We start from the raw sequence: 19,288 nt of genomic DNA, 5'->3' as shown, positions 1-19,288 counted from the left end.
GCTCACTATCGACGAATGAGCGGCAAAGGACCTCAGGAAAACCCCATTGGGTTCAGCAAATGGGTCACCAAAGGCCGTACGGATATTTTTTACCTTTAATAAAATTCTCCGTATCTTTGCCGTACTCATAGCCGTGAGAAAATCGCGTTATTCCTTTGCAAATAACCAGTTTATCCCCTGATACGGTTTTCTGGACTGAAGGGATGATGCGATAATTAGGCTCTCCCCGAGCAACGCCACTTACCCAAACGGCCGCTTTTCCCTCCGGAGCCAGGCCAATTTGCACAGCATGATAATACTCATCCCTCTTCTGGTAATCCCTGTCGCTCGGTATGAGCATTTTGTCCACAATGGTTTTTGGAAGAGTCAGCACCGTCTCATATACTTTTTTATCGATAATCGAATCCCAACAAAAAATAATATGCCTGGGTGGACGTTTAACGTAATTCCAGTGGCCGTTAAGTGTCCGTGCGCTATCGTTCCACTCACCGACGACTCCATTAAGCGTTCTTGTACTGTCGAGCGTATTGAACTCATAAACCTGACCATCTGCGTCCTGAACAACAGCGTACGTCACCACTGCTGGTAAAGCTTTTGGGGTAAAAAAATTAAACCACCACTCTTTGGGCGTGTCGGTTTGAGCAACGTTACCAGGCAAAGATTTTCCCTGGCAGGCAGTCAGAGCCAGTAACGGCAGAAGCAAGGCTGCGCGGATTATTTCCATATTTTATTTCCGTCCATATCGTAAACCGTACGCTGCCAGCGCTCGTCTGGCCGGTTGGTGAACATTACCAGTTTTGCCGGCCTGACCGCGCCGCTGATCCTCTTCTGTTCATCTCTTACCACGCTGTTCCAGTTAGCCGAGCAGTGGATATATTTTTCAGCCAGCATCAGAATTTCCGGGGTAGTAAAGCCGATGGCAGGCCGACCGCTTCGGGCGGCTCGGCCCATTACTATCGCTTTTTCACACAGGCTGTTCAGTTCAGGCGGAAGCGACAGATTGTTGTCTTTTGGCAAAATGGGATCGAAGATGACGCCTGCATCCTGCGCCGCATCCAGCATGACCCGTAATGCCACCTTCGACCAGTCGTTACGGGTGGGCCGATCGATAACCAGCGCGGCGGCGCTGCGTTTCTGCAAAGCCCCGTAACGGTCAGCGGGCATCCTGTCGTCATGCCAGGTATCAATATTCACCTCCACCGCATTAAGCAGCGGCGCTATCGCCGGATAGCCCTCCATCACCTCAAGTTGCTCACACGTCTGTTGGTAAACCCGCGTTTCCGTATCGGGGGTAGAAAGCGACACCGTTTCGAACACAGGGCGGGTAAGGAAACAGGCTTCGTGCTCGTCGGGGTTGTAACCGCCGCCGATATCGGAGTGCGCGCCGGGCAGAGCCAGCTCCGGCCACGCCGGTTTTACGCTGTTCAGGGCGAAGTTGAACCGGCATTCGTGCTGCGCGGTGATATGAAACACCCTTTCCGCGACGCCCGGACGCAGCGCCAGATTGACATCGCCGCTATCTGCGCTGTGGGGATTAAGGCCGTTAACCGGCGTGCCGATGGCCGCCACCGTATCGAATATACCCAGAAAGCGGGTTTTACCGCCAGGCGTACCGGAAAATGCAATGCCATCCAGTCCAGCATTAATCGCAGTGACTATAGCGCTATCCTGACTGAATATTCGGTTGGCAAAATGGCGTGCCGCCGCTGCACCGCGGCTGAAGCCAAAAATATCAAACTGTAATTCCCTGACGACCATAACGTTAGTTTCGGATGGCTTGGCTAAATAGTCTTTAATCGCCGAAGCCAATGCCGCAATAGCTTTGTCCGTTTTTCTCACCACGCCAGTATCACCCCGGCCTATGCTCATCCCGTAAGTGCTGTCGCCTGCATTGGTTTCCGTACCAATACCTTCTATATAAATTGTTTGCTGTCCCTGTTCAGCATGTGAAGGAAAATCAGTAGAGTAAAGCGTATTGAGCCAGTGAACGTTGCTGTAATACCCCAGATAGCTTCCCGCTGCGGTACCGCTTACCCCGTGATTTTGCTGGATACACTGTTCTAATGCAGACGTAGACTCTGCATCATTCATCCCGAAATGCTCACCAGTACAGGCACCCTGGCGAGCGGCGGTATTCGCTGCATTGTTTCCTGTACCGTCAAAAAAAACGCCGATGGTCAAGGTTATTTCCCGTTTCTTCTTCGCCGCCTGAGCACGCTGTTCCGGTTCTGACTGCCGTGCTTTTCGCTTCGCAGTGTCTGCCCGTTCAGCTACACGACCGGCGTTACAATCGCTTTCGTAGGTGTGTGTCTGGACTGACGGGATGAACCGTGCGCGACATGGGCAAGAACTATAGCTATCTAATGAGCCTGCCCACTCCTTTGTTGCACCATTGACTGAATAAGTATCCCCCATTCCACCGCATATGCGAAACCGCCCTTCATGTTTCCCACAGGTGACCGGGTCGCCTTCCCTGACTTGCTGCCTGACGACACCGCCCGTTTCATAGGTGTCGTCAGGTGCGCCGGAAAGTATGCGCCCCCCACAGGTAGTTTTATCCAGGTGATACAGAAAAAATCCCGTTGTCATAATCCCTCATGAACTCTATGGTTATAAAACCATCGCATCATACCTTAATGCTGACTTAACCAAAATCTACACATCTGGTTGTCGCTATAGCACATCTCTCAGGCGTCCAGCTGCGCCTGAATCCACTGCAAAAAGTAACTGACGCGCGGGAACTGCGCATAGCCGCGCGGATAAACCAGGTGATGGGCGCTGACCGGCAGGCTCATGGCGTCGTCAAATACCCTGACCAGTTTGCCGCTGCGAAGATAGTCGGCGGCCAGCAGTTCGCTTTCGAAGATCAGCCCGTGGCCGAGCATCGCCGCCTCCAGGCTCATATAGGATCGGTCGAAGCGAAACAGCCACTCCTGAGTCGGCTGCGGCAATTGCTGCGTGGCGAACCACTGCGGCCACTGAATTAACGGCGATTCGGAAAGGATCAGCGCGTGGTTATTTAATTCGTCCGGCGAGCGCAGCGGATATTTATCCAGATAGTCGGGCGACGCCAGCACCGACATTTTTTCATGGCGAATTGTTTTTATTTCAAACGCCTTCCATTCCGGAAATCCATGGCGCACCGCAATATCGATATTATCGCGGCTGAAGGATAAGTTCTCATAGGAGCAGGAGAGCGAAACCTGTATGTCCGGGTGCGCTTCGCGAAACTGATGAATACGCGGCAGCAGCCATAACAGCCCAAAACTGGGCGCGCAGTGAATGCGCAGCGCGCTGCGATCTTTCTCATTGCGCAGCCGCGCTGTCGCCTGCGTCAGGCTGAGGATCAGCGGCCGAATCTCCGCTAAATAGCGCTCGCCCGCCAGGGTTAACGCTACCCCTTTCGCCGAGCGGTGAAACAGAATCGAGCCCAGCTCTTTTTCCAGTTTCGCCAGCTGGTGGCTCGCCGCCGAGGGGGTGATATTTAATTTTTCCGCCGCGCGCGCCACGTTTCCTGATTGCGCCACTTCCTCAAAGACGCGCAGCGATTTTAATGAAGGAAGTTGGCTGACTGGCTTTTCCATAACTATTCCCGCTCACGGTTTTGTGATTTATGTCCGTTTTAAACATTGAAAATTGTTAACTGCATCAAACCAACAATTTCATTCAGCATCAAATGAATTTTTTTGCATTGCCACTTTGCGCGCTATTTCTGATGCTGAGGATGAACCCTGCCGGTAGCGATACCGAACCCTATAAAAAAAGAATCTGGAGTCAGTTATGTTGCTGAAAGAGAAAGTTGCGATTATTACGGGCGCCGCGTCTCAGCGCGGTATTGGACGCGCTACGGCCGCCTGTTTCGCTCACCACGGCGCGCGCGTGGTAGTGCTCGATCTTGATGAAGCGGCAGCGCAGCGCACCGCGCTGGAGCTGGGATCCGGCCATCTGGGCCTTGCGGCCAACGTCACCGACGCCGAGGCGATTCAGCGCGCCGTCGCTGAGGTCCTGAAGGAGTATGGCCGCATCGACGTACTGGTGAATAACGCCGGCATTACGCAGCCGGTGAAAACGTTGGAAATCGGCCTCGAAGACTACAACCGTATACTGGATGTCAACCTGCGCGGCACGCTGCTGATGTCGCAGGCGGTGATCCCTGTGATGCAGCGTCAGGGCGGCGGCAGCATCGTCTGTCTCTCGTCGGTATCGGCGCAGCGCGGCGGCGGCATCTTCGGCGGTCCGCACTACAGCGCCGCGAAGGCGGGCGTCCTGGGCCTGACCAAAGCGATGGCGCGCGAGTTCGGGCCGGATCAGATCCGCGTCAACGCCCTGACGCCCGGCCTGATCCAGACCGATATCACCGGCGGACTGCTGCACGACGAGCGCCGTCACGCCATTATTGATTCGATTCCCCTCGGACGTCTCGGCGCCGCTGACGACGTGGCGCACGCCGCGCTGTTTCTCGCCAGCGATCTCTCCAGCTACCTCACCGGCGTCACCTTAGACGTGAACGGCGGCATGCTGATCCACTGATCGTCCCCCTTTTCTCCAGCAGCCAGGCTGCTGGTTCACTCCCGGAGTGATAATCATGACAACGCTGAATATCGGTGCGGCGGTCGCTGCGCGCGACGGCGCCTATCGCAAAATCGCCTGGCGCCTGATGCCGTTCTTAATGTTGTGTTACCTCTGCGCCTATCTGGATCGCGTCAACGTCGGCTTCGCCAAGCTGCAAATGATGGACGATCTCTCGCTGAGCGAAACGGTCTACGGCCTCGGCGCCGGGATCTTTTTTCTCGGTTACTTTTTCTTTGAGGTGCCCAGCAACCTGATCCTGCATCGCGTCGGCGCGCGCCGCTGGATCGCCCGCATTATGATCACCTGGGGCCTGATCTCCGGCGCCTTCGCCTTTGTCGAGACTGCCTGGCAGTTCTATCTGCTGCGATTCCTGCTAGGCGTGGCCGAAGCCGGACTGGCGCCCGGGTTGCTGCTCTATCTCACCTACTGGTTTCCCGCTCACCGCCGGGCGCGCATGACGGTGCTCTGGTTCGTCGCCATTCCGCTTTCCGGCATGATCGGCGGCCCGCTCTCCGGCTGGATTATGGAAACCTTCGCCGGATCGCACGGCTGGGCCGGCTGGCAGTGGATGTTCATGCTGGAGGCGATCCCGACCATTCTGATGGGGTTTGTGGTGCTGGTGGTGCTGAAAGATCGCGTCGAACAGGCGAGCTGGCTCGATGAAGGCGAAAAACGCATGGTGCGCGCCGATCTGGATGAGGATAACCAGCAAAAGTCGCATCACGGCACTATTAAAGAGTTTGTGGCGGACAAACGCCTCTGGACGCTGGCGGCGATCTACTTTTGCGTGGTGATGGGTCAGTACGCCCTGACCTTCTGGCTGCCGACGCTGGTAAGAAATGCCGGCATCCGCGAGCCGCTGCATATCGGCCTGCTCACCAGTCTGCCCTATCTGTGCGCCATCGTGTTTATGCTGATGGCGGGCCGCAGCGGCGATCGCCATCGCGAGCGGCGCTGGCACCTTATCGTACCGATGGTGCTCGGCATGGCGGGCCTGACGATGGCGACCCTGCTGGGCCACAGCGTCACGCTGTCGCTGCTCTTTCTCTGCCTGGCGGCGGCGGGGATTCTCTCCGCCTCGTCGCTGTTCTGGATGCTGCCGACCAATCTGCTGGGCGGCGTCTCTGCCGCCGCGGGCATCGCGGCGGTGAACTGCATCGCCAATCTCGCCGGCTTTTTTTCGCCCTGGCTTATCGGCTCGATTACCACGCTGACCGGCTCGCCCGCGTCGGGCATGTACTTTATCGCTGCGGTTCTGCTGCTCGGCGCGCTCTGCGTGCTGCGTATTCGGGCAGCGGATGTTAATCGTTAATCAGGAGGTTCTATGCATACCCTTACTTCGTCGGCGCCGCTGACCCTACGACAGCGCGCCACGCGCATTCGACGCCATGCGCTGCTGATGGGCCAGGTTCAGGGCCAGGGCTATATCGGTCAGGCGCTGGGCGCCGCCGATCTGCTCGCCGTGAGCTATTTCCACGCGCTGAACTATCGCGCCGGGGATCCCGAATGGGAAGGTCGCGATCGTTTCTATCTCTCTATCGGCCACTACGCTATCGCCCTCTATGCGGCGTTGCTAGAGGCGGGCGTCATTCCCGAAGCGGAGCGTGAAACCTACGGCAGCGACGAGAGCCGTCTGCCAATGTCGGGCATGGCGGCCTATACGCCCGGTATGGAGATCACCGGCGGCTCGCTCGGCCACGGCCTGGGCATTGCGGTTGGCGCCTGCCTGGGGCTGAAGCGTAAGGGCTCGAGGTCGTGGGTCTATAACCTGCTTTCCGACGGGGAGCTGAATGAGGGATCGACCTGGGAGGCCGCCATGTCGGCGTCACACTGGCGGCTCGATAATCTGATTGCGATTATCGACGTCAATAACCAGCAGGCGGATGGCCACAGCAGCGAGATTCTGGCGTTTGAGCCCATCGTCGAGCGCTGGCAGGCTTTCGGCTGGTATGCGCAGCGGGTGGACGGCAACGATATCGATGCGCTGGTCGCCGCCTTTGACGCCGCGCGCGACTGGTCGCAAGCGCAGCCGCGCGTAATTATTTGCGATACCCGAATGGGCAAAGGCGTGCCTTTCCTGGAAACCCGGGAGAAAACCCATTTTATCCGCGTCGACGCCGATGAGTGGGATAAAGCCCTTACTGCGCTGGAACAGGGAGAATAAGATGAGTACTTCAACGGTAAAAAAACGCCTGACAACCTCGGCGATGATCGCCTCGATTGCCGCCGAGGGCCAGCCGACGGAAGCTGCGCCTTTTGGCCATGCGCTGGTCGAGCTGGCGCGCCAGCGGCAGGATATCGTCGGTTTAACCGCCGACCTGAGTAAATATACCGATCTGCACCTCTTCGCCGACGCCTTTCCTGACCGTTTCTTTCAGATGGGCATGGCGGAGCAGCTGCTGATGAGCGCAGCCGCCGGCATGGCGCGCGAAGGCTTTACGCCGTTCGTCACCACCTACGCGGTGTTCGCCTCGCGCCGCGCCTATGACTTTATCTGCATGGCGATCGCCGAAGAGAATCTGAACGTGAAAATCGCCTGCGCCCTGCCCGGGCTCACCACCGGCTACGGTCCGAGCCATCAGGCGACCGAGGATCTGGCGATATTTCGCGGCATGCCTAACCTGACGATTATCGATCCCTGCGATTCGCGGGAAATCAGCCAGGTGGTGCCGGCCATCGCCGACCATCAGGGGCCGGTCTATATGCGCCTGCTGCGCGGCAAGGTGCCGCTGGTGCTGGATAAGTATGACTATCGCTATCAGCACGGCAAAGCGCAGCGGCTGCGCTCAGGCAAACATGCGGTGATTATCAGCAGCGGCTTAATGACGATGCGCGCGCTGGAGGCGGCTGAACAGCTGGAGAGCCGCGGCATTGAGGTCGGCGTGGTGCACTCGCCGGTGATCAAGCCGCTGGACGAAGCGACGATACTGCGCGAGGCCGGCGAAGCGGTCAGCGCGGGACGGCTGGTGATTACGGCGGAAAACCACTCGATTACCGGTGGGCTGGGCGAAGCCATCGCGGCAACGCTGCTGCGCCACGGCGTGACGCCCCGTTTCCGGCAGATCGCCCTGCCCGATGCCTTTCTCGACGCGGGCGCGCTGCCAACGCTGCACGATCGCTACGGCATTTCGACTCAGGCAATGGTGACGCAGATTACGGCGTGGCTGGAGCATGGCATCTGACAGATGGCAACTATCCGGAAGCCCTGCGCTTCCGGACGGATAAGCCCGCCGTCTTATCTGTAGAGCCAGATGTATTTGCACAGATGCTGATGGTGGATATTATAGATAAGCTTTATGTATGCTGTAACTAAATTAGACGTTATCTTCTCCCTGTTCACTATAGCGTCTGTTATCTGTCTTATCGACGGTGCACAGGCTGCTACGCCAGTCGAATTTTTGCAGCCTGACGCGCAGAGTTGAGCGCCGCAGTTGCGTTTCTGTCGCAGCGACGCGATGCTGCCCGCTGTCGATTCCACCAGCAGGAGAGCGAAGATGGACAATCCACTCCGCCGTGCGTTAAGGATAGCCTTTCCTTTAATTCAGGCCCCAATGGCGGGCGTCTCTACTCCCGAACTGGCCGCTGCGGTGAGCAATGCCGGCGCGCTAGGCTCGATCAGCCTGGGCGCCTCAAACCAGGAGCAGGCCAGCGCCATGCTGAGCCGATTGCGGCAGCTCACCGCAGCGCCGGTAAACGTGAATCTCTTTTGTCATGCCCCGCCGCAGCGCAATGCCGAACGCGAACGCGCCTGGCTGGAGCGCTTTGCGCCGCTGTTTGCGCAGTATGGCGCCCCGCCGCCGCCCGCGCTGACCGAGATCTATCCGACGTTCGACGCCGCCTCCCCGCTGCTTGAGCCGCTCCTTGAGGCTGCGCCCGCCGCGGTAAGTTTTCATTTCGGCCTGCCGGAGCAGTCGGTTATCGAGCGGCTGAAAAAGCAAGGTATGGTGACACTGGCAAGCGCCACCTCCGTTGAGGAAGCGCGCCTGGTCGCCGCCGCAGGCATCGATTTCGTGGTGGCGCAGGGTTTTGAGGCGGGCGGCCATCGCGGCATTTTCGATCCTGAACAGGCGGATGCGCAGATGAACACGCGGACGCTGGTACAGACAATCCGCAATGCGTGCGATCTTCCCGTTATCGCCGCAGGCGGCATGATGGACGGCAGCGACATCGCCGCGATGATGAAGCTCGGCGCAGCCGGCGTACAGCTGGGAACAGCCTTTCTACTCTGCCCCGAGTCGGCCGCCAACGCCGCCTGGCGCGCGGCGCTGAAAAGCGACGCGGCCAGGGAGACCGAAATGACCGCCGCGATTTCCGGCCGGCCGGCGCGCTGCCTGAGCAACGCCTTTTGCCACGCGACGCGCGACGCGCCGCGGGAGGCGATCCCGGACTATCCGCTGGCCTATTCGCTGGGCAAAGCGCTCGCCGCCGCGGCTGCGGCGCAGGGCGAGCACGGCTTTGGCGCGCAGTGGGCAGGCCAGGGCGCACCGCGCGCGCGGGAAATGGCGGCGACGGAGCTGGTTAACACTCTGATCGCGGAGTATCGCGCGGCGCAGTAGCCCGCGTCGGTCGCCCTTTTAGCGCGCGGGCTCCGCCAGCAGCATCAGCAGCGGCACCAGCGACAGCCCGTCGGGTATCTCGCCGTCAGCGATCAGCTGCCGGATTTCGGTGCGGGTAAACCAGCCGGTGGTCATTACCTCATCCTGATCGTCGTCCATGCCGACGAATTCCAGATCGGTGGCGACAAAGGTAATAAACAGCTGATCGCTGCTGCCGTAGGAGGGGTTGTAGCGGATAAGCTCGCTAATGGAGCTGGCGCGATAGCCGCTCTCTTCCTGCAGTTCGCGCCGCGCGGCGCAGGCGGGCGTCTCATCGACGTCGACACCGCCGGAGGGAATGGCCCACACCACGCGATCGATCAGATAACGATAGTGCCGGATCAGCAGGATCTTCTCCTGCTGCATCGCCACAATGCCGACCGCAGGACGCTCATGATGCACGGCGTAGAAATCCCGTGGCTCTCCTTCGCTGAGTGCGATACGCGCTTTACGCACGCTAAACCAGGGGTTTTGCAGCAGGGTCTGCACTTCATGAATATCCGACTCGGTGAGCTGTTTTTTCACGTTTATCTCCCGTCGATAAAGGTAAAACAGACTACCTTAGTGCCCCACCGTTTTGGAAAAAAGATTCACTACCAGCACGCCGGCGATGATCAGCGCGAGGCCGATGATAGCGGGCAGATCGAGCTTCTGCTTGAACACTACCCAGCCGACGGCGGAAATCAGCACGATGCCGACGCCCGACCAGATCGCGTAGGCGATGCCGGTCGGCATGGTGCGCAGCACCAGCGTCAGGAAATAGAAAGCGATGACATAACCCACCAGCGTTACCACCGCGGGCCAGAGCCGGGTAAAGGACTCCGAAGCCTTGAGGCTGCTGGTCGCGATCACTTCCGCCACGATGGCGATAAACAGATAAACGTAAGTCATAACATCCCTAAAAGGCGCGAAGATTGTCCGGCAGCCGCGCCGGTTCAGACAGCACAAAAGCGCTATTTTAGGCGATGGCCAACAGGAAAGGGAAACGGCGGCAGACCGGTTTGACCTGAATCAATAAACGGCAAACCCGTTGATTTGCCGTTTAGGGCGTTATCTGCACTGGCTGGCGCAGTTCTGCACGCAGATCTGCGTCTGGCTGCTGCAGGAGCCGTTGCCGCGCGTATTGCAGTGCGAGCGCTCGACGTAGCAGTTCTGCTGACAGCTGGCGAGGTCGCATTTCGCCGCTACCGGCGTCAGCTGAGCGATGGGCGCCCGTCCGCTAAACAGCGCCGACGACGCCGTCGGCTGAGCGCTAGCGCTCTGTCCCAGCAGTAAAGCGGTGAGCAACAGTATGATGTAACGACTTTTCATTTTTAACTCTCCCCGGATCCGATACCGGCTAAGTATGGCTGGCGAACGGGCAAACGTCTGCGCCGCGCACGTAAAAGCGCCCGGCGGTCACACTTCAGCTGTCAGCCTGAAATAAAAGATTCACCTGACCGCCAAAGCACCAAAATGAAGCATTTCTATAGCTTCAGTGCCTGCTGCTGGCGCGCCCTCGCTGCGCTGAACGTGTCAAAGGCCCGGCTGACGCGCGCTGCCGGGTTGGTACAAAAGTTGCAGCCTCTACTGCATCGATAAGGAGAAAGATATGAAAGCGATTGTAATTGGCGGCGGCATTGGCGGCATGAGCGCGGCGCTCGCGCTGGAAAAAGCGGGCATCGAAACAGAAGTGTTTGAAGCGGTAAAAGAGATGAAGCCGGTGGGCGCCGCAATCTCGGTCTGGCCGAACGGCGTGAAGTGCCTGAACGCGCTGGGACTGAAAGCGCAGCTGCGCGCCCTGAGCGGCAATATGGCCTTTATGGCCTATCAGGATTTCGCCAGCGGCGCGACCCTGACGCGTTTCAGTATGGAACCGCTGGTGCGCCAGGTCGGAGAATATCCCTCGCCGGTGGCGCGCGCCGAACTACAGGCGATGCTGATCGACAATTACGGACGCGAACGCGTCAGCTTCGGTAAACGCGTAGCGCAGGTCGAACAGCATGAGCACGGCGTCACCGCCCTCTTCGAAGACGGCACCACCGCGCAGGGCGATCTGCTGATCGCCGCCGACGGCGCGCATTCGGTTATCCGTCAGAGCGTGCTGGGCGAAAAAGTCGAACGCCGCTATGCCGGCTACGTCAACTGGAACGGCCTGGTGGAAATCGATGCGGCGCTGGCGCCCGACGATCAGTGGACCACCTTCGTCGGCGAAGGCAAACGCGTCTCGCTGATGCCGGTGAGCGGCAACCGCTTCTACTTCTTTTTTGACGTGCCTTTGCCGAAAGGCCTCGCGGAAGACCGCAGCACGGTAAAAGCGGACCTGCGCCGCTACTTCCAGGGCTGGGCGCAGCCGGTACAGCGCCTTATCGACGCCATCGATCCAGCCACCACCAACCGCGTCGAAATCCACGATATCGATCCCTTTAGCCGCTTCGTCAGCGGCCGCGTCGCGCTGCTGGGCGATGCGGCGCACAGCACCACGCCGGACATTGGTCAGGGCGGCTGCGCGGCGATGGAGGATGCGCTGGTGCTGGCCGCCTCTCTCGCCGCCCACTCGCTGGGCATTGCGGATGCGCTGCGGCGCTATGAGGCGCGACGCGTAAGCCGTACCCGCGATCTGGTGCTGAAGGCGCGCAAGCGCTGCGATGTGACCCACGGCAAAGATCCCGCGGCGACCGCGGCCTGGTATCAGGAACTGCGTCAGGAAACCGGCGAACGCGTGCTGGCAGGCATGTGCGAAACCATTGAGGGCGGTCCGCTGGGATAAAAAAGCGGGCATTGCGCCCGCTGAGAATTAGTCGGCCAGGCCGCGATTTTTCAGCATCGGCTCAAGCTGCGGTTCGCCGCCGCGCCAGTTTTCATAGAGCTGCTTCAAATCGCTGCTGTTGCCGCGCGACAGGATCATCTGGCGGAAGCGGTCGCCGTTCTCGCGCGACAGCCCGCCATTCTCTACAAACCACTGATAGCCGTCGTCCGCCAGCATCTGCGTCCAGATATAGGCGTAATAACCGGCCGCGTAGCCGCCGCCCCAGATATGCTGGAAATAGCTGGAGCGATAGCGCGGCGGCACGGCCGTCAGCGCCAGGTTGTCGCTCTGCAGCGCCTGCTGCTCAAAACCCTCTACCGACTGCGGCGTCTCGCCAGCGTTGATGCTGTGCCAGTGCAGATCCAACAGCGCGGCAGCCAGCAGCTCGCTCATGTCGTAGCCTTTGTTGAAGCGGCTGGCGCGCACGATCTTCTGGTGCAGCGCCTCCGGCATCGCCTCGCCGCTCTGGTAGTGACGCGCATAGTTAAGGAACACCAGCGGCTCGCTCGCCCAGTGCTCGTTGAACTGCGAGGGAAACTCGACGAAGTCGCGCGGCGTGGCGGTGCCCGAAAGGCTCGGATAGCGCTGGGTGGCGAACAGCCCATGCAGCGTATGGCCGAACTCATGGAACAGGGTGATTACCTCGTCCCAGCTGAGCAGCGCCGGTTCGCCTTCCGGCGGTCGGGTGTAGTTGCAGACGTTGTAGATCACCGGCCGCGTCGCCAGCAGTCTCGACTGGTTAACGAGATTGCTCATCCACGCGCCGCCGCCTTTATTGTCGCGCTTAAAGTAGTCGGTATAGAACAGCGCCAGCGGCGCGTCGTCGACATCGAAGATCTCATAGACGCGCACGTCTGGATGGTAGACCGGCAGATCGTGACGCTCGCTGACGCGAATGCCGTAAAGCTGGTTCGCCGCCCAGAACACCCCTTTCTCCAGCACGTTGTTAAGTTCGAAATAGGGACGGATCTCGCTTTCATCGAGATCGTACTGCGCTTTGCGCACCTGCTCGGCATAGAAGCTCCAGTCCCAGGCGGCCAGAGTAAAATCGCCCTGCTGCTGGTCGATGGTCTGCTGGATGGCGGCCGCTTCGCGTTCGGCGCGCGCCCGCGCGGCCGGAACGATATGGCGCATAAAGGCGAACGCTGCGTCGGGGGTTTTCGCCATCTGATCCTGCAGCTGCCATTCAGCGAAGCTGGCGAAGCCGAGCAGCTGCGCCTGCTGCGCCCGCACCTGGGCCAGCTCCAGCACCAGCGCGCGGGTATCGTTTTCGTCGCCCTTCTCGCTGCGGCCGACCGAGGCGGCGAACAGCGCCTGGCGCGTCGCGCGCGAACCCAATGCCTGCAGCGCCGGCTGCTGGGTGGTATTTTGCAGCACCAGCAGCCAGGCGTTCTCCAGCCCGCGCGCCTGCGCTGCCGCCTGCGCCACCGCGAGATCGGCCGGACTCAGGCCCGCCAGCGCCTCGGCCTGCTGCACCACCAGCCCGCCCGCTTTGGTCGCGGCCAGCAGCTTATTGGTAAAGCGCGTGCTGAGGCGTGCCGCCTGCTGGTTGAGCGCCTTGAGCCGCTGTTTGGCCTCTTCCTCCAGACTGGCGCCCGACAGCTGATAGTGCTGCCAGGTCACCTCCACCAGCCGCAGCGATTCAGGATCGAGCGCCAGCGTCTCACGCTGCTGGTAGACAGCGTCAAGACGGGCGAACAGCGCGCTGTTCAGGACGATCTCGTCATTAAGCGCGGTCAGCTGCGGCGCGATCTCTTCATCAACCTGCTGCAGATAATCGCTGGTATTCGCTGAGGTCATGGCGCCGAAAACCAGATTGACGCGTTCAAGCAGCTGTCCGCTGCGCTCCAGCGCCTCAAAGGTGTTGGCGAAGGTGGGCGCCTCGGGATTTTGCGCAATCGCCTGCACCTCTTTGCGCTTCTCCTCGATGCCCGCCAGCAGCGCGGGCAGAAAGTCCGCTTCCTGGATCTGATCAAACGGCGGCGCCTGCCAGGGCAGCGTGCTTACCTGAAAAAACGGATTTTGTCTGACGTTCATGCCTCGCTCCTGATTACCGTGCAAAGATTTATCCTGGCAGGTTGCCGCGCTCGCAACAACTCAGCTCTGCGCTTTCGCCTCGTCGCGCCGCCATACCGCGCGTCCGTTAACCCAGGTCTCGGCGATGTTGCGATCGTCGCCCAGCGTCATCAGTACGAACAGCCGCTCCCAGATATCCTTACTGTTGCTGATGCGCAGCCGCTGCAGCGGCGAGACGGCCAGATCCAGCACCACGAAATCCGCCTCTTTGCCCGGCGTGAAGTTGCCGATGTGCGGGTGCAGATCGAGCGCGTGCGCGCCGCCAAGCGTGGCGTGGTAGAACGCCTCCGCCGCGCTGAGCCGATACTGCTGCAGCTGCCCGACCTTGTAGGCCTCGCCGAGCGTCTGCAGCATATTGAAGGTGGTGCCCGCGCCGACGTCGGTGCCGATGCCGATCCTGACCTGCTGCTGCCAGCTGCGCTTGAGGTTAAACAGCCCGCTGCCGAGAAACAGGTTCGAGGTTGGGCAAAAAGCAATGGCAGAATCGGTATCATGCAGACACTGCCACTCATGATCCTCCAGATGCAGACAGTGCGCGAACAGGCTGCGTCGTCCTGTGAGCTGATAGCGATGATAAACGTCAAGATAGCCGTCGTGCTGCGTAAACAGCGACTTCACCCAGGCGACCTCCTGCGGATTTTCGCTCAGGTGAGTATGCAGCCAGACGTCGGGATATTCCTGACGCAGCTGACGCACCTTTTCGAGCAGCGCCGGCGTCGAAGTGGGGGCAAAGCGCGGCGTCAGCGCGTAGCTGAGCCGACCGCGCCCGTGCCAGCGTTCGATCAGCGCCCGCGTGTCGGCATAGCTCTGCTCCGGCGTCTCCAGCAGCGCCTCCGGCGCGTGGCGATCCATCATCACCTTGCCGGCGATCAGCCGCATCGCGAGCGCGTCGGCGGCGCTGAACAGCGCCTCCACCGACTGCGGATGCACCGTACCGAACACCAGCGCGCTGGTGGTGCCGTTCGCCAGCAGCTGCTGCAGAAAAAAAGCGGACATGGCGGCGGCGTGATCGGCGCAGTGATACTGGCTTTCCACCGGAAAGGTATAGTGGCTGAGCCACTGAAGCAGCTGCTCGCCGTAGGCGCCGATCATCTCGGTCTGCGGATAGTGAATATGGGTGTCGACAAAGCCCGGTACAATCAGGCGGCCGCGCAGATCGATAACATCGTCTGGCGCATGCGGCAGCGTTTCCCAGGCATGCAGCCCGACGATGCGCCCTGCCTCCAGCAGCAGCACGCCATCGTCGATATAGCGCGCCTGCGCCATAATCTCCTCGGGCTGCCGCGCCACATCGGTAAAGTCAAAAAAGCTGGCGCGAATGGCCGTAAGGGTTGATGACATACATTTCCTTTATTCCGCGCACGGACAGGGTTAGCGATCAGAAGAAAACGTTAAATTGCAACCTGCATGCCAGAACACAATGACTATTCAATATGTTATGTGAAAAAGGCATTTTTCCCACGGCGGTAAAAACGGTATCGTATGCGCAACCGGTTGCCTCTCTGACAGGCAAACTGCGCTTAAAAAATGCCGCGGATGACGCGCGCGCGTCTGCCCGTCTTTGGTGCAGCGCGCGCCACAATGGCGCAGCGGAACGCCTGAAAAATGCCTTTACAGCTCGCGCGCGCTTTTGTCGCGCAGCGGCGCCGCTGAAGTGGTATGGTGAAACCAGGTCAACTGAAAAACATGTTAAGGAACAGTGAGATGATTATTTTTGTTACCGGCGCGACGGCCGGTTTTGGTCAAAGTATCACCCGCCGATTCATCGAAACAGGTCACAAAGTGATTGCCAGCGGCCGCCGCGCCGAGCGCCTGCAGGCGCTGAAAGAGGAGCTGGGCGAGAACCTCTACACCCTACAGCTTGACGTGCGCAACCGCGCCGCGATCGAGGAAGCGGTCGCCTCGCTGCCCGCCGAATGGCGCAATATTGACGTGCTGGTCAATAACGCCGGCCTGGCGCTCGGCATCGAGCCGGCGCATCGCGCCAGCGTCGAAGACTGGGAAAATATGATCGACACCAATACCAAGGGGCTGGTCTTTATGACCCGCGCCCTGCTGCCGGATATGGTGGAGCGCGACGTCGGCCACATTATCAATATCGGCTCCGTCGCCGGCAACTGGCCTTACGCGGGCGGCAACGTCTACGGCGCCACTAAAGCCTTCGTGCGCCAGTTCAGCCTCAACCTGCGTACCGACCTGCACGGCACCGCGCTGCGCGTAACCGATATCGAACCTGGCCTGGTCGGCGGCACAGAATTCTCTAACGTGCGCTTCAAAGGCGACGATGAAAAAGCGGATAAGGTTTACGAAGGCGCGACGGCGCTGACGGCGGAAGATGTCACCGAGGCGGTGTACTGGGTTGCGACGCTGCCGAAGCACGTCAATATCAACACCCTGGAGATGATGCCGGTGAGCCAGACGCAGGCCGGCCTGAAAGTGCACAAGCCCTGACGCCCCGGAGGCCAGCCTGTCGGGCTGGTCTCCTCTCAGGCGCGCCCCCAGCCCGCCACGATAATTAACATGCCGCAAAACGCCACCAGCGCCCCGCTCCAGTCCCATGCGCTGAGCTTTACGCCGTCCACCACGCGCAGCCACAGCAGCGCGGTCAGCACGTAAACGCCGCCGTAGGCCGCATAGACGCGCCCGCTCGCCGCCGGATGCAGAGTCAGCAGCCAGACGAAGGCCGTCAGGCTTAGCGCGGCAGGCAATAACAGCCAGACGGAGCCGTTCTTTTTCAGCCAGAGCCAGGGTAAAAAGCAGCCGACAATCTCTGCGATGGCGGTGAGAAAAAAGAGCAACGCGGTTTTGATCAGCATGGGATCCTCTCGCAAAGATAAACAGATCGCCCACCACTGGTGAGCAAATAAAGCGCGATGATATACTAAGCCCTGTCTGCCGCAACCCTGAACCATCCCTGCGCGCCAGGCATTAACCGAAGGAAAAGATGATGAAAAAATTGTTTCCGACCCTGTTCGCCGCGCTGCTGGCCGGCGGCGCGATGCTGACCGCCGTGCAGGCCAGCGCCAATACCAGCCGCCTGATTATTGAAGACGGCAACAACGCCGCCAGTAATGAAGCCGCGCGCCAGAGCAAAGAGCAATGGAATGACACGCAACACCTGCGCCATAAGGTGAACACCCGCGTAGAAAAAGAGTTCGATAAAGCGGATCGCGCCTTCGACACCCGCGACGCCTGCGAAAAGAGCTACAACGTTAACGCTTACTGGGAAGCCAATACCCTGCGCTGTCTCGATCGCCGCACCGGCCGACCGGTCGCGCCCTGATTTTTTCTACGGACTGCTATAGTCAGTAAGGTTCACTACGCTAAAGGAGAAGATGATGAAGAAACAGACCGGAATGTTAATCGCAACTTTACTGGCGCTGCCGATGCTGGCGCACGCCTCCTGCGAGTCCGTTAAAGCGGACATCAGCCAGAAAATTATTCAGAACGGCGTCCCGGAATCGGGTTTTTCGCTGGATATCGTGCCTAACGATCAGGTCGACCAGGCGGGCGGCCAGGTGGTGGGCCATTGCGAAAACGACACACAGAAAATTGTTTATAAGCGCGTGGGACGCGGCGATGAAGGCAGCGTGCCAGACAGCGCAGGCAGCTCGCAGGATGCGCCTGCGCAGTAAGCTTACTCTGCTGACGAAGCCGGCCATCTCATCCGCGTCGGCACTCAATAAGGGCGACGCTGTCGCCCTTTTCTATTCTGCCTGCTCCGGCCGCTGTCGCGGCATCATCCACGCCACCCCCAGCGCAAACAGCGCGATGACCAGCGCCACCACAAATACCCAGTGCAGCGAGGCGGCGATCGCCTGCACCATATGCCGCAGCGTCTCGCTGGAGAGCGCCTCGCGCGAGGGACCCGACATAACCTGCTGCACCGGATCGGCGGCGTGCGGCAGCCGCTGCGCCAGGTTCAGGTTTAGCACGGCGCCCATCAGCGCGGTGCCGATAGCCGATCCCATCATGCGGCTGAACATAATCGACGCGGTGCAGATGCCGCGAATATCGTAGTGCGCATGGTTTTGCACCGACACCAGAAAGGTGGTGCTGGTCATCCCCATGCCGGTGCCGATAACAAAGGCGGTCGCGCCCGCCTGCCAGATTGCGCTCTCCGCGCGCAGCAGCAGCAGCAACGCGCTGCCCGCCACCAGCAGCAGCGCGCCGAGCTGGGCGGTAAAACGGTAAGAGGTGCGCAGCATCAGCCGTCCGCTCAGCGTGCTGGCGAGCGGCCAGCCGATCGACATCATCGCCAGCGCGCTGCCCGCCTGCAGCGGCGTGCCGCCGGTGATGCCCTGGATCCAGGTAGGCAGAAAGGCGCTGATCCCCATCATGGCCGCGCCGATAATCAGATTTCCGGCGTTGCCGGCGATAATCAGACGGCTACGCCAGATTTCCAGCGGAAACAGCGGCGCATCGGCGCGCAGCTCATGCCTTTTTAACTGCCAGCCGGCGAACAGCGCCAGAATCAGAAAGGCGACCAGCCAGTAGCCGAGCCACTCCGCCTGCAGCAGCGCCATCAGCAGCGCGCTGACGCAGAGGGTCAGCCAGAGGCTGCCCGTGACGTTCAGCGGCTGCGGCTTTTCGTCGACGCAGTGGGCCGGCAGAAAGCGCGCCAGCATCGCCATGCTGATTAACCCTATCGGCAGATTGACCCAGAAGATCAGCGACCAGCTAAAGTGCTGCACCAGCCAGGCGCCGGTCAGCGGACCGACGATCGCCGCCACGCCCCAGACGCTGGAGAGCCAGCCCTGCACGCTGGCGCGCTCGCGCGGCGAATAGATATCGGCCACGATAGTAGAGCTGAGCGGCATAATCGCGCCGGCGCCCAGCCCCTGAAAGGCGCGGAACAGGATGAGCCACAGCATGCTGTGAGCGAAGCCGCAGAGCACGGAGCCGATCAGAAACAGCGAGGTGCCGATGAAAAACATCTTGCGCCGTCCCCACATATCCGCCAGACGGCCATAGAGCGGCACGCTCACCGCCTGCGTCAGCAGATAAACAGAGAAAACCCAGCCAAACTGTGAAAAACCGCCCAGGTCGACAATGATGGTCGGCATCGCCGTGGCGACGATGGTCACCTCGATAGCGGCCATAAACATCGCCAGCATACAGGCGAAGAGGATCCAGCCGCGGTGGCTGACCTGCAGGTGTGCGCTCTCAGTCATACATCTCCCTTTTGTTATTCAGCAAGGCTAGCCTAAATTCGCGTTGCCGCTGTGCCCGGCGTGCGCCATTTGTGTGACGGCGT

Annotated in this window: 19 protein-coding genes; 9 read left to right on the top strand and 10 right to left on the bottom strand. The window is 60.1% G+C overall.

From position 1 onward, the window contains the following. Nucleotides 1-64: 64 nt before the first annotated feature. The 3 genes from B3229_RS19040 to B3229_RS19030 all read right to left on the bottom strand — a co-directional run bounded on the left by B3229_RS19040 (nt 65) and on the right by B3229_RS19030 (nt 3,584). Complete coding sequence (locus B3229_RS19040) at nt 65-724, bottom strand: DUF2931 family protein (protein ID WP_286873392.1); 660 nt, start codon at nt 722-724, stop codon at nt 65-67. Further along, entirely contained in the window at nt 715-2,589 is a 1,875-nt protein-coding gene (locus B3229_RS19035) for a phospholipase effector Tle1 domain-containing protein (RefSeq protein WP_286873389.1), read from the bottom strand. The genes B3229_RS19040 and B3229_RS19035 overlap by 10 nt, the downstream gene beginning before the upstream one ends. Before the next feature lie 98 nt (nt 2,590-2,687). Further along, nucleotides 2,688-3,584, bottom strand: coding sequence for a LysR substrate-binding domain-containing protein (locus B3229_RS19030; protein ID WP_048786862.1), 897 nt, complete (start codon nt 3,582-3,584; stop codon nt 2,688-2,690). A 196-nt stretch (nt 3,585-3,780) separates the two neighbouring features. Between B3229_RS19030 and B3229_RS19025 the strand changes: the two genes are divergently transcribed. The 5 genes from B3229_RS19025 to B3229_RS19005 all read left to right on the top strand — a co-directional run bounded on the left by B3229_RS19025 (nt 3,781) and on the right by B3229_RS19005 (nt 9,128). Next, on the top strand, nt 3,781-4,530 hold the full coding sequence (locus tag B3229_RS19025; RefSeq protein ID WP_216492726.1) for an SDR family NAD(P)-dependent oxidoreductase: 750 nt from the start codon (nt 3,781-3,783) through the stop codon (nt 4,528-4,530). Between the two features lie 55 nt (nt 4,531-4,585). Next, nucleotides 4,586-5,884 carry an MFS transporter gene (locus tag B3229_RS19020; RefSeq protein ID WP_286873385.1) on the top strand — a complete coding sequence of 433 codons (1,299 nt, stop codon included), beginning with the start codon at nt 4,586-4,588 and terminating at the stop codon, nt 5,882-5,884. A 12-nt stretch (nt 5,885-5,896) separates the two neighbouring features. Continuing rightward, a complete protein-coding gene (locus B3229_RS19015) occupies nt 5,897-6,736 on the top strand; it encodes a transketolase (RefSeq protein ID WP_286873383.1) in 840 nt (279 codons plus the stop codon). 1 nt (nt 6,737) lies between these two features. Further along, complete coding sequence (locus B3229_RS19010) at nt 6,738-7,754, top strand: transketolase family protein (RefSeq protein ID WP_048786859.1); 1,017 nt, start codon at nt 6,738-6,740, stop codon at nt 7,752-7,754. A gap of 312 nt (nt 7,755-8,066) precedes the next feature. After that, nucleotides 8,067-9,128: an NAD(P)H-dependent flavin oxidoreductase gene (locus B3229_RS19005; protein WP_286873380.1), complete on the top strand. Its 1,062-nt coding sequence runs from the start codon at nt 8,067-8,069 to the stop codon at nt 9,126-9,128. Between the two features lie 18 nt (nt 9,129-9,146). On the opposite strand, the gene B3229_RS19000 is transcribed toward B3229_RS19005, so the two are convergent. The 3 genes from B3229_RS19000 to B3229_RS18990 all read right to left on the bottom strand — a co-directional run bounded on the left by B3229_RS19000 (nt 9,147) and on the right by B3229_RS18990 (nt 10,478). After that, complete coding sequence (locus B3229_RS19000) at nt 9,147-9,692, bottom strand: NUDIX domain-containing protein (protein WP_286873377.1); 546 nt, start codon at nt 9,690-9,692, stop codon at nt 9,147-9,149. Nucleotides 9,693-9,728: 36 nt separating this feature from the next. Further along, nucleotides 9,729-10,058 (bottom strand): SMR family transporter, encoded by a 330-nt coding sequence (locus B3229_RS18995; protein ID WP_048786856.1) that lies wholly within the window; start codon nt 10,056-10,058, stop codon nt 9,729-9,731. Between the two features lie 159 nt (nt 10,059-10,217). Next, complete coding sequence (locus B3229_RS18990) at nt 10,218-10,478, bottom strand: hypothetical protein (RefSeq protein WP_048786855.1); 261 nt, start codon at nt 10,476-10,478, stop codon at nt 10,218-10,220. Nucleotides 10,479-10,758: 280 nt separating this feature from the next. Here B3229_RS18990 and hpxO point away from each other — a divergent pair, with 280 nt between their 5' ends. After that, nucleotides 10,759-11,916 carry an FAD-dependent urate hydroxylase HpxO gene (gene hpxO, locus B3229_RS18985; protein ID WP_286873372.1) on the top strand — a complete coding sequence of 386 codons (1,158 nt, stop codon included), beginning with the start codon at nt 10,759-10,761 and terminating at the stop codon, nt 11,914-11,916. A 27-nt stretch (nt 11,917-11,943) separates the two neighbouring features. Here hpxO and dcp read toward each other — a convergent pair whose 3' ends face one another. Together dcp and guaD are read right to left on the bottom strand one after the other, a co-directional pair. Next, entirely contained in the window at nt 11,944-13,992 is a 2,049-nt protein-coding gene (gene dcp, locus B3229_RS18980; protein ID WP_286873369.1) for a peptidyl-dipeptidase Dcp, read from the bottom strand. 60 nt (nt 13,993-14,052) lie between these two features. Next, nucleotides 14,053-15,372 carry a guanine deaminase gene (gene guaD, locus B3229_RS18975; RefSeq protein WP_286873366.1) on the bottom strand — a complete coding sequence of 440 codons (1,320 nt, stop codon included), beginning with the start codon at nt 15,370-15,372 and terminating at the stop codon, nt 14,053-14,055. A 363-nt stretch (nt 15,373-15,735) separates the two neighbouring features. Here guaD and ydfG point away from each other — a divergent pair, with 363 nt between their 5' ends. Next, nucleotides 15,736-16,482, top strand: a complete 747-nt coding sequence (gene ydfG, locus B3229_RS18970; RefSeq protein WP_033747192.1) for a bifunctional NADP-dependent 3-hydroxy acid dehydrogenase/3-hydroxypropionate dehydrogenase YdfG — start codon at nt 15,736-15,738, stop codon at nt 16,480-16,482. A 35-nt stretch (nt 16,483-16,517) separates the two neighbouring features. On the opposite strand, the gene B3229_RS18965 is transcribed toward ydfG, so the two are convergent. Continuing rightward, nucleotides 16,518-16,847, bottom strand: coding sequence for a YnfA family protein (locus tag B3229_RS18965; RefSeq protein WP_075203264.1), 330 nt, complete (start codon nt 16,845-16,847; stop codon nt 16,518-16,520). A 131-nt stretch (nt 16,848-16,978) separates the two neighbouring features. Here B3229_RS18965 and B3229_RS18960 point away from each other — a divergent pair, with 131 nt between their 5' ends. After that, on the top strand, nt 16,979-17,314 hold the full coding sequence (locus B3229_RS18960; protein ID WP_048786846.1) for a DUF1283 family protein: 336 nt from the start codon (nt 16,979-16,981) through the stop codon (nt 17,312-17,314). A 55-nt stretch (nt 17,315-17,369) separates the two neighbouring features. Continuing rightward, complete coding sequence (locus B3229_RS18955) at nt 17,370-17,666, top strand: DUF1161 domain-containing protein (protein ID WP_033747186.1); 297 nt, start codon at nt 17,370-17,372, stop codon at nt 17,664-17,666. A gap of 72 nt (nt 17,667-17,738) precedes the next feature. Here B3229_RS18955 and B3229_RS18950 read toward each other — a convergent pair whose 3' ends face one another. After that, nucleotides 17,739-19,205, bottom strand: coding sequence for an MDR family MFS transporter (locus B3229_RS18950; RefSeq protein ID WP_286873362.1), 1,467 nt, complete (start codon nt 19,203-19,205; stop codon nt 17,739-17,741). Nucleotides 19,206-19,288 lie beyond the last annotated feature (83 nt).

Origin of the sequence: Pantoea sp. UBA5035 (assembly GCF_002415245.1) — a bacterium.
Taxonomy (GTDB): domain Bacteria; phylum Pseudomonadota; class Gammaproteobacteria; order Enterobacterales; family Enterobacteriaceae; genus Pantoea; species Pantoea septica.
Note: the sequence above shows the minus strand (reverse complement) of the source record. Positions and strands in the feature narration are given on the sequence as shown.

Excerpts from the sequence above, each read along its gene's own strand:
- ydfG (WP_033747192.1), top strand. The coding sequence starts at position 15,736 with ATGATTATTTTTGTTACCGGCGCGACGGCCGGTTTTGGTCAAAGTATC.
- B3229_RS19020 (WP_286873385.1), top strand. The coding sequence starts at position 4,586 with ATGACAACGCTGAATATCGGTGCGGCGGTCGCTGCGCGCGACGGCGCC.
- B3229_RS19005 (WP_286873380.1), top strand. The coding sequence starts at position 8,067 with ATGGACAATCCACTCCGCCGTGCGTTAAGGATAGCCTTTCCTTTAATT.
- B3229_RS19010 (WP_048786859.1), top strand. The coding sequence starts at position 6,738 with ATGAGTACTTCAACGGTAAAAAAACGCCTGACAACCTCGGCGATGATC.
- dcp (WP_286873369.1), bottom strand. The coding sequence starts at position 13,992 with ATGAACGTCAGACAAAATCCGTTTTTTCAGGTAAGCACGCTGCCCTGG.
- B3229_RS18965 (WP_075203264.1), bottom strand. The coding sequence starts at position 16,847 with ATGCTGATCAAAACCGCGTTGCTCTTTTTTCTCACCGCCATCGCAGAG.
- guaD (WP_286873366.1), bottom strand. The coding sequence starts at position 15,372 with ATGTCATCAACCCTTACGGCCATTCGCGCCAGCTTTTTTGACTTTACC.
- B3229_RS18995 (WP_048786856.1), bottom strand. The coding sequence starts at position 10,058 with ATGACTTACGTTTATCTGTTTATCGCCATCGTGGCGGAAGTGATCGCG.
- B3229_RS18960 (WP_048786846.1), top strand. The coding sequence starts at position 16,979 with ATGAAAAAATTGTTTCCGACCCTGTTCGCCGCGCTGCTGGCCGGCGGC.
- B3229_RS18955 (WP_033747186.1), top strand. The coding sequence starts at position 17,370 with ATGAAGAAACAGACCGGAATGTTAATCGCAACTTTACTGGCGCTGCCG.
- B3229_RS18950 (WP_286873362.1), bottom strand. The coding sequence starts at position 19,205 with ATGACTGAGAGCGCACACCTGCAGGTCAGCCACCGCGGCTGGATCCTC.
- B3229_RS19035 (WP_286873389.1), bottom strand. The coding sequence starts at position 2,589 with ATGACAACGGGATTTTTTCTGTATCACCTGGATAAAACTACCTGTGGG.
- hpxO (WP_286873372.1), top strand. The coding sequence starts at position 10,759 with ATGAAAGCGATTGTAATTGGCGGCGGCATTGGCGGCATGAGCGCGGCG.
- B3229_RS18990 (WP_048786855.1), bottom strand. The coding sequence starts at position 10,478 with ATGAAAAGTCGTTACATCATACTGTTGCTCACCGCTTTACTGCTGGGA.
- B3229_RS19030 (WP_048786862.1), bottom strand. The coding sequence starts at position 3,584 with ATGGAAAAGCCAGTCAGCCAACTTCCTTCATTAAAATCGCTGCGCGTC.
- B3229_RS19015 (WP_286873383.1), top strand. The coding sequence starts at position 5,897 with ATGCATACCCTTACTTCGTCGGCGCCGCTGACCCTACGACAGCGCGCC.
- B3229_RS19025 (WP_216492726.1), top strand. The coding sequence starts at position 3,781 with ATGTTGCTGAAAGAGAAAGTTGCGATTATTACGGGCGCCGCGTCTCAG.
- B3229_RS19040 (WP_286873392.1), bottom strand. The coding sequence starts at position 724 with ATGGAAATAATCCGCGCAGCCTTGCTTCTGCCGTTACTGGCTCTGACT.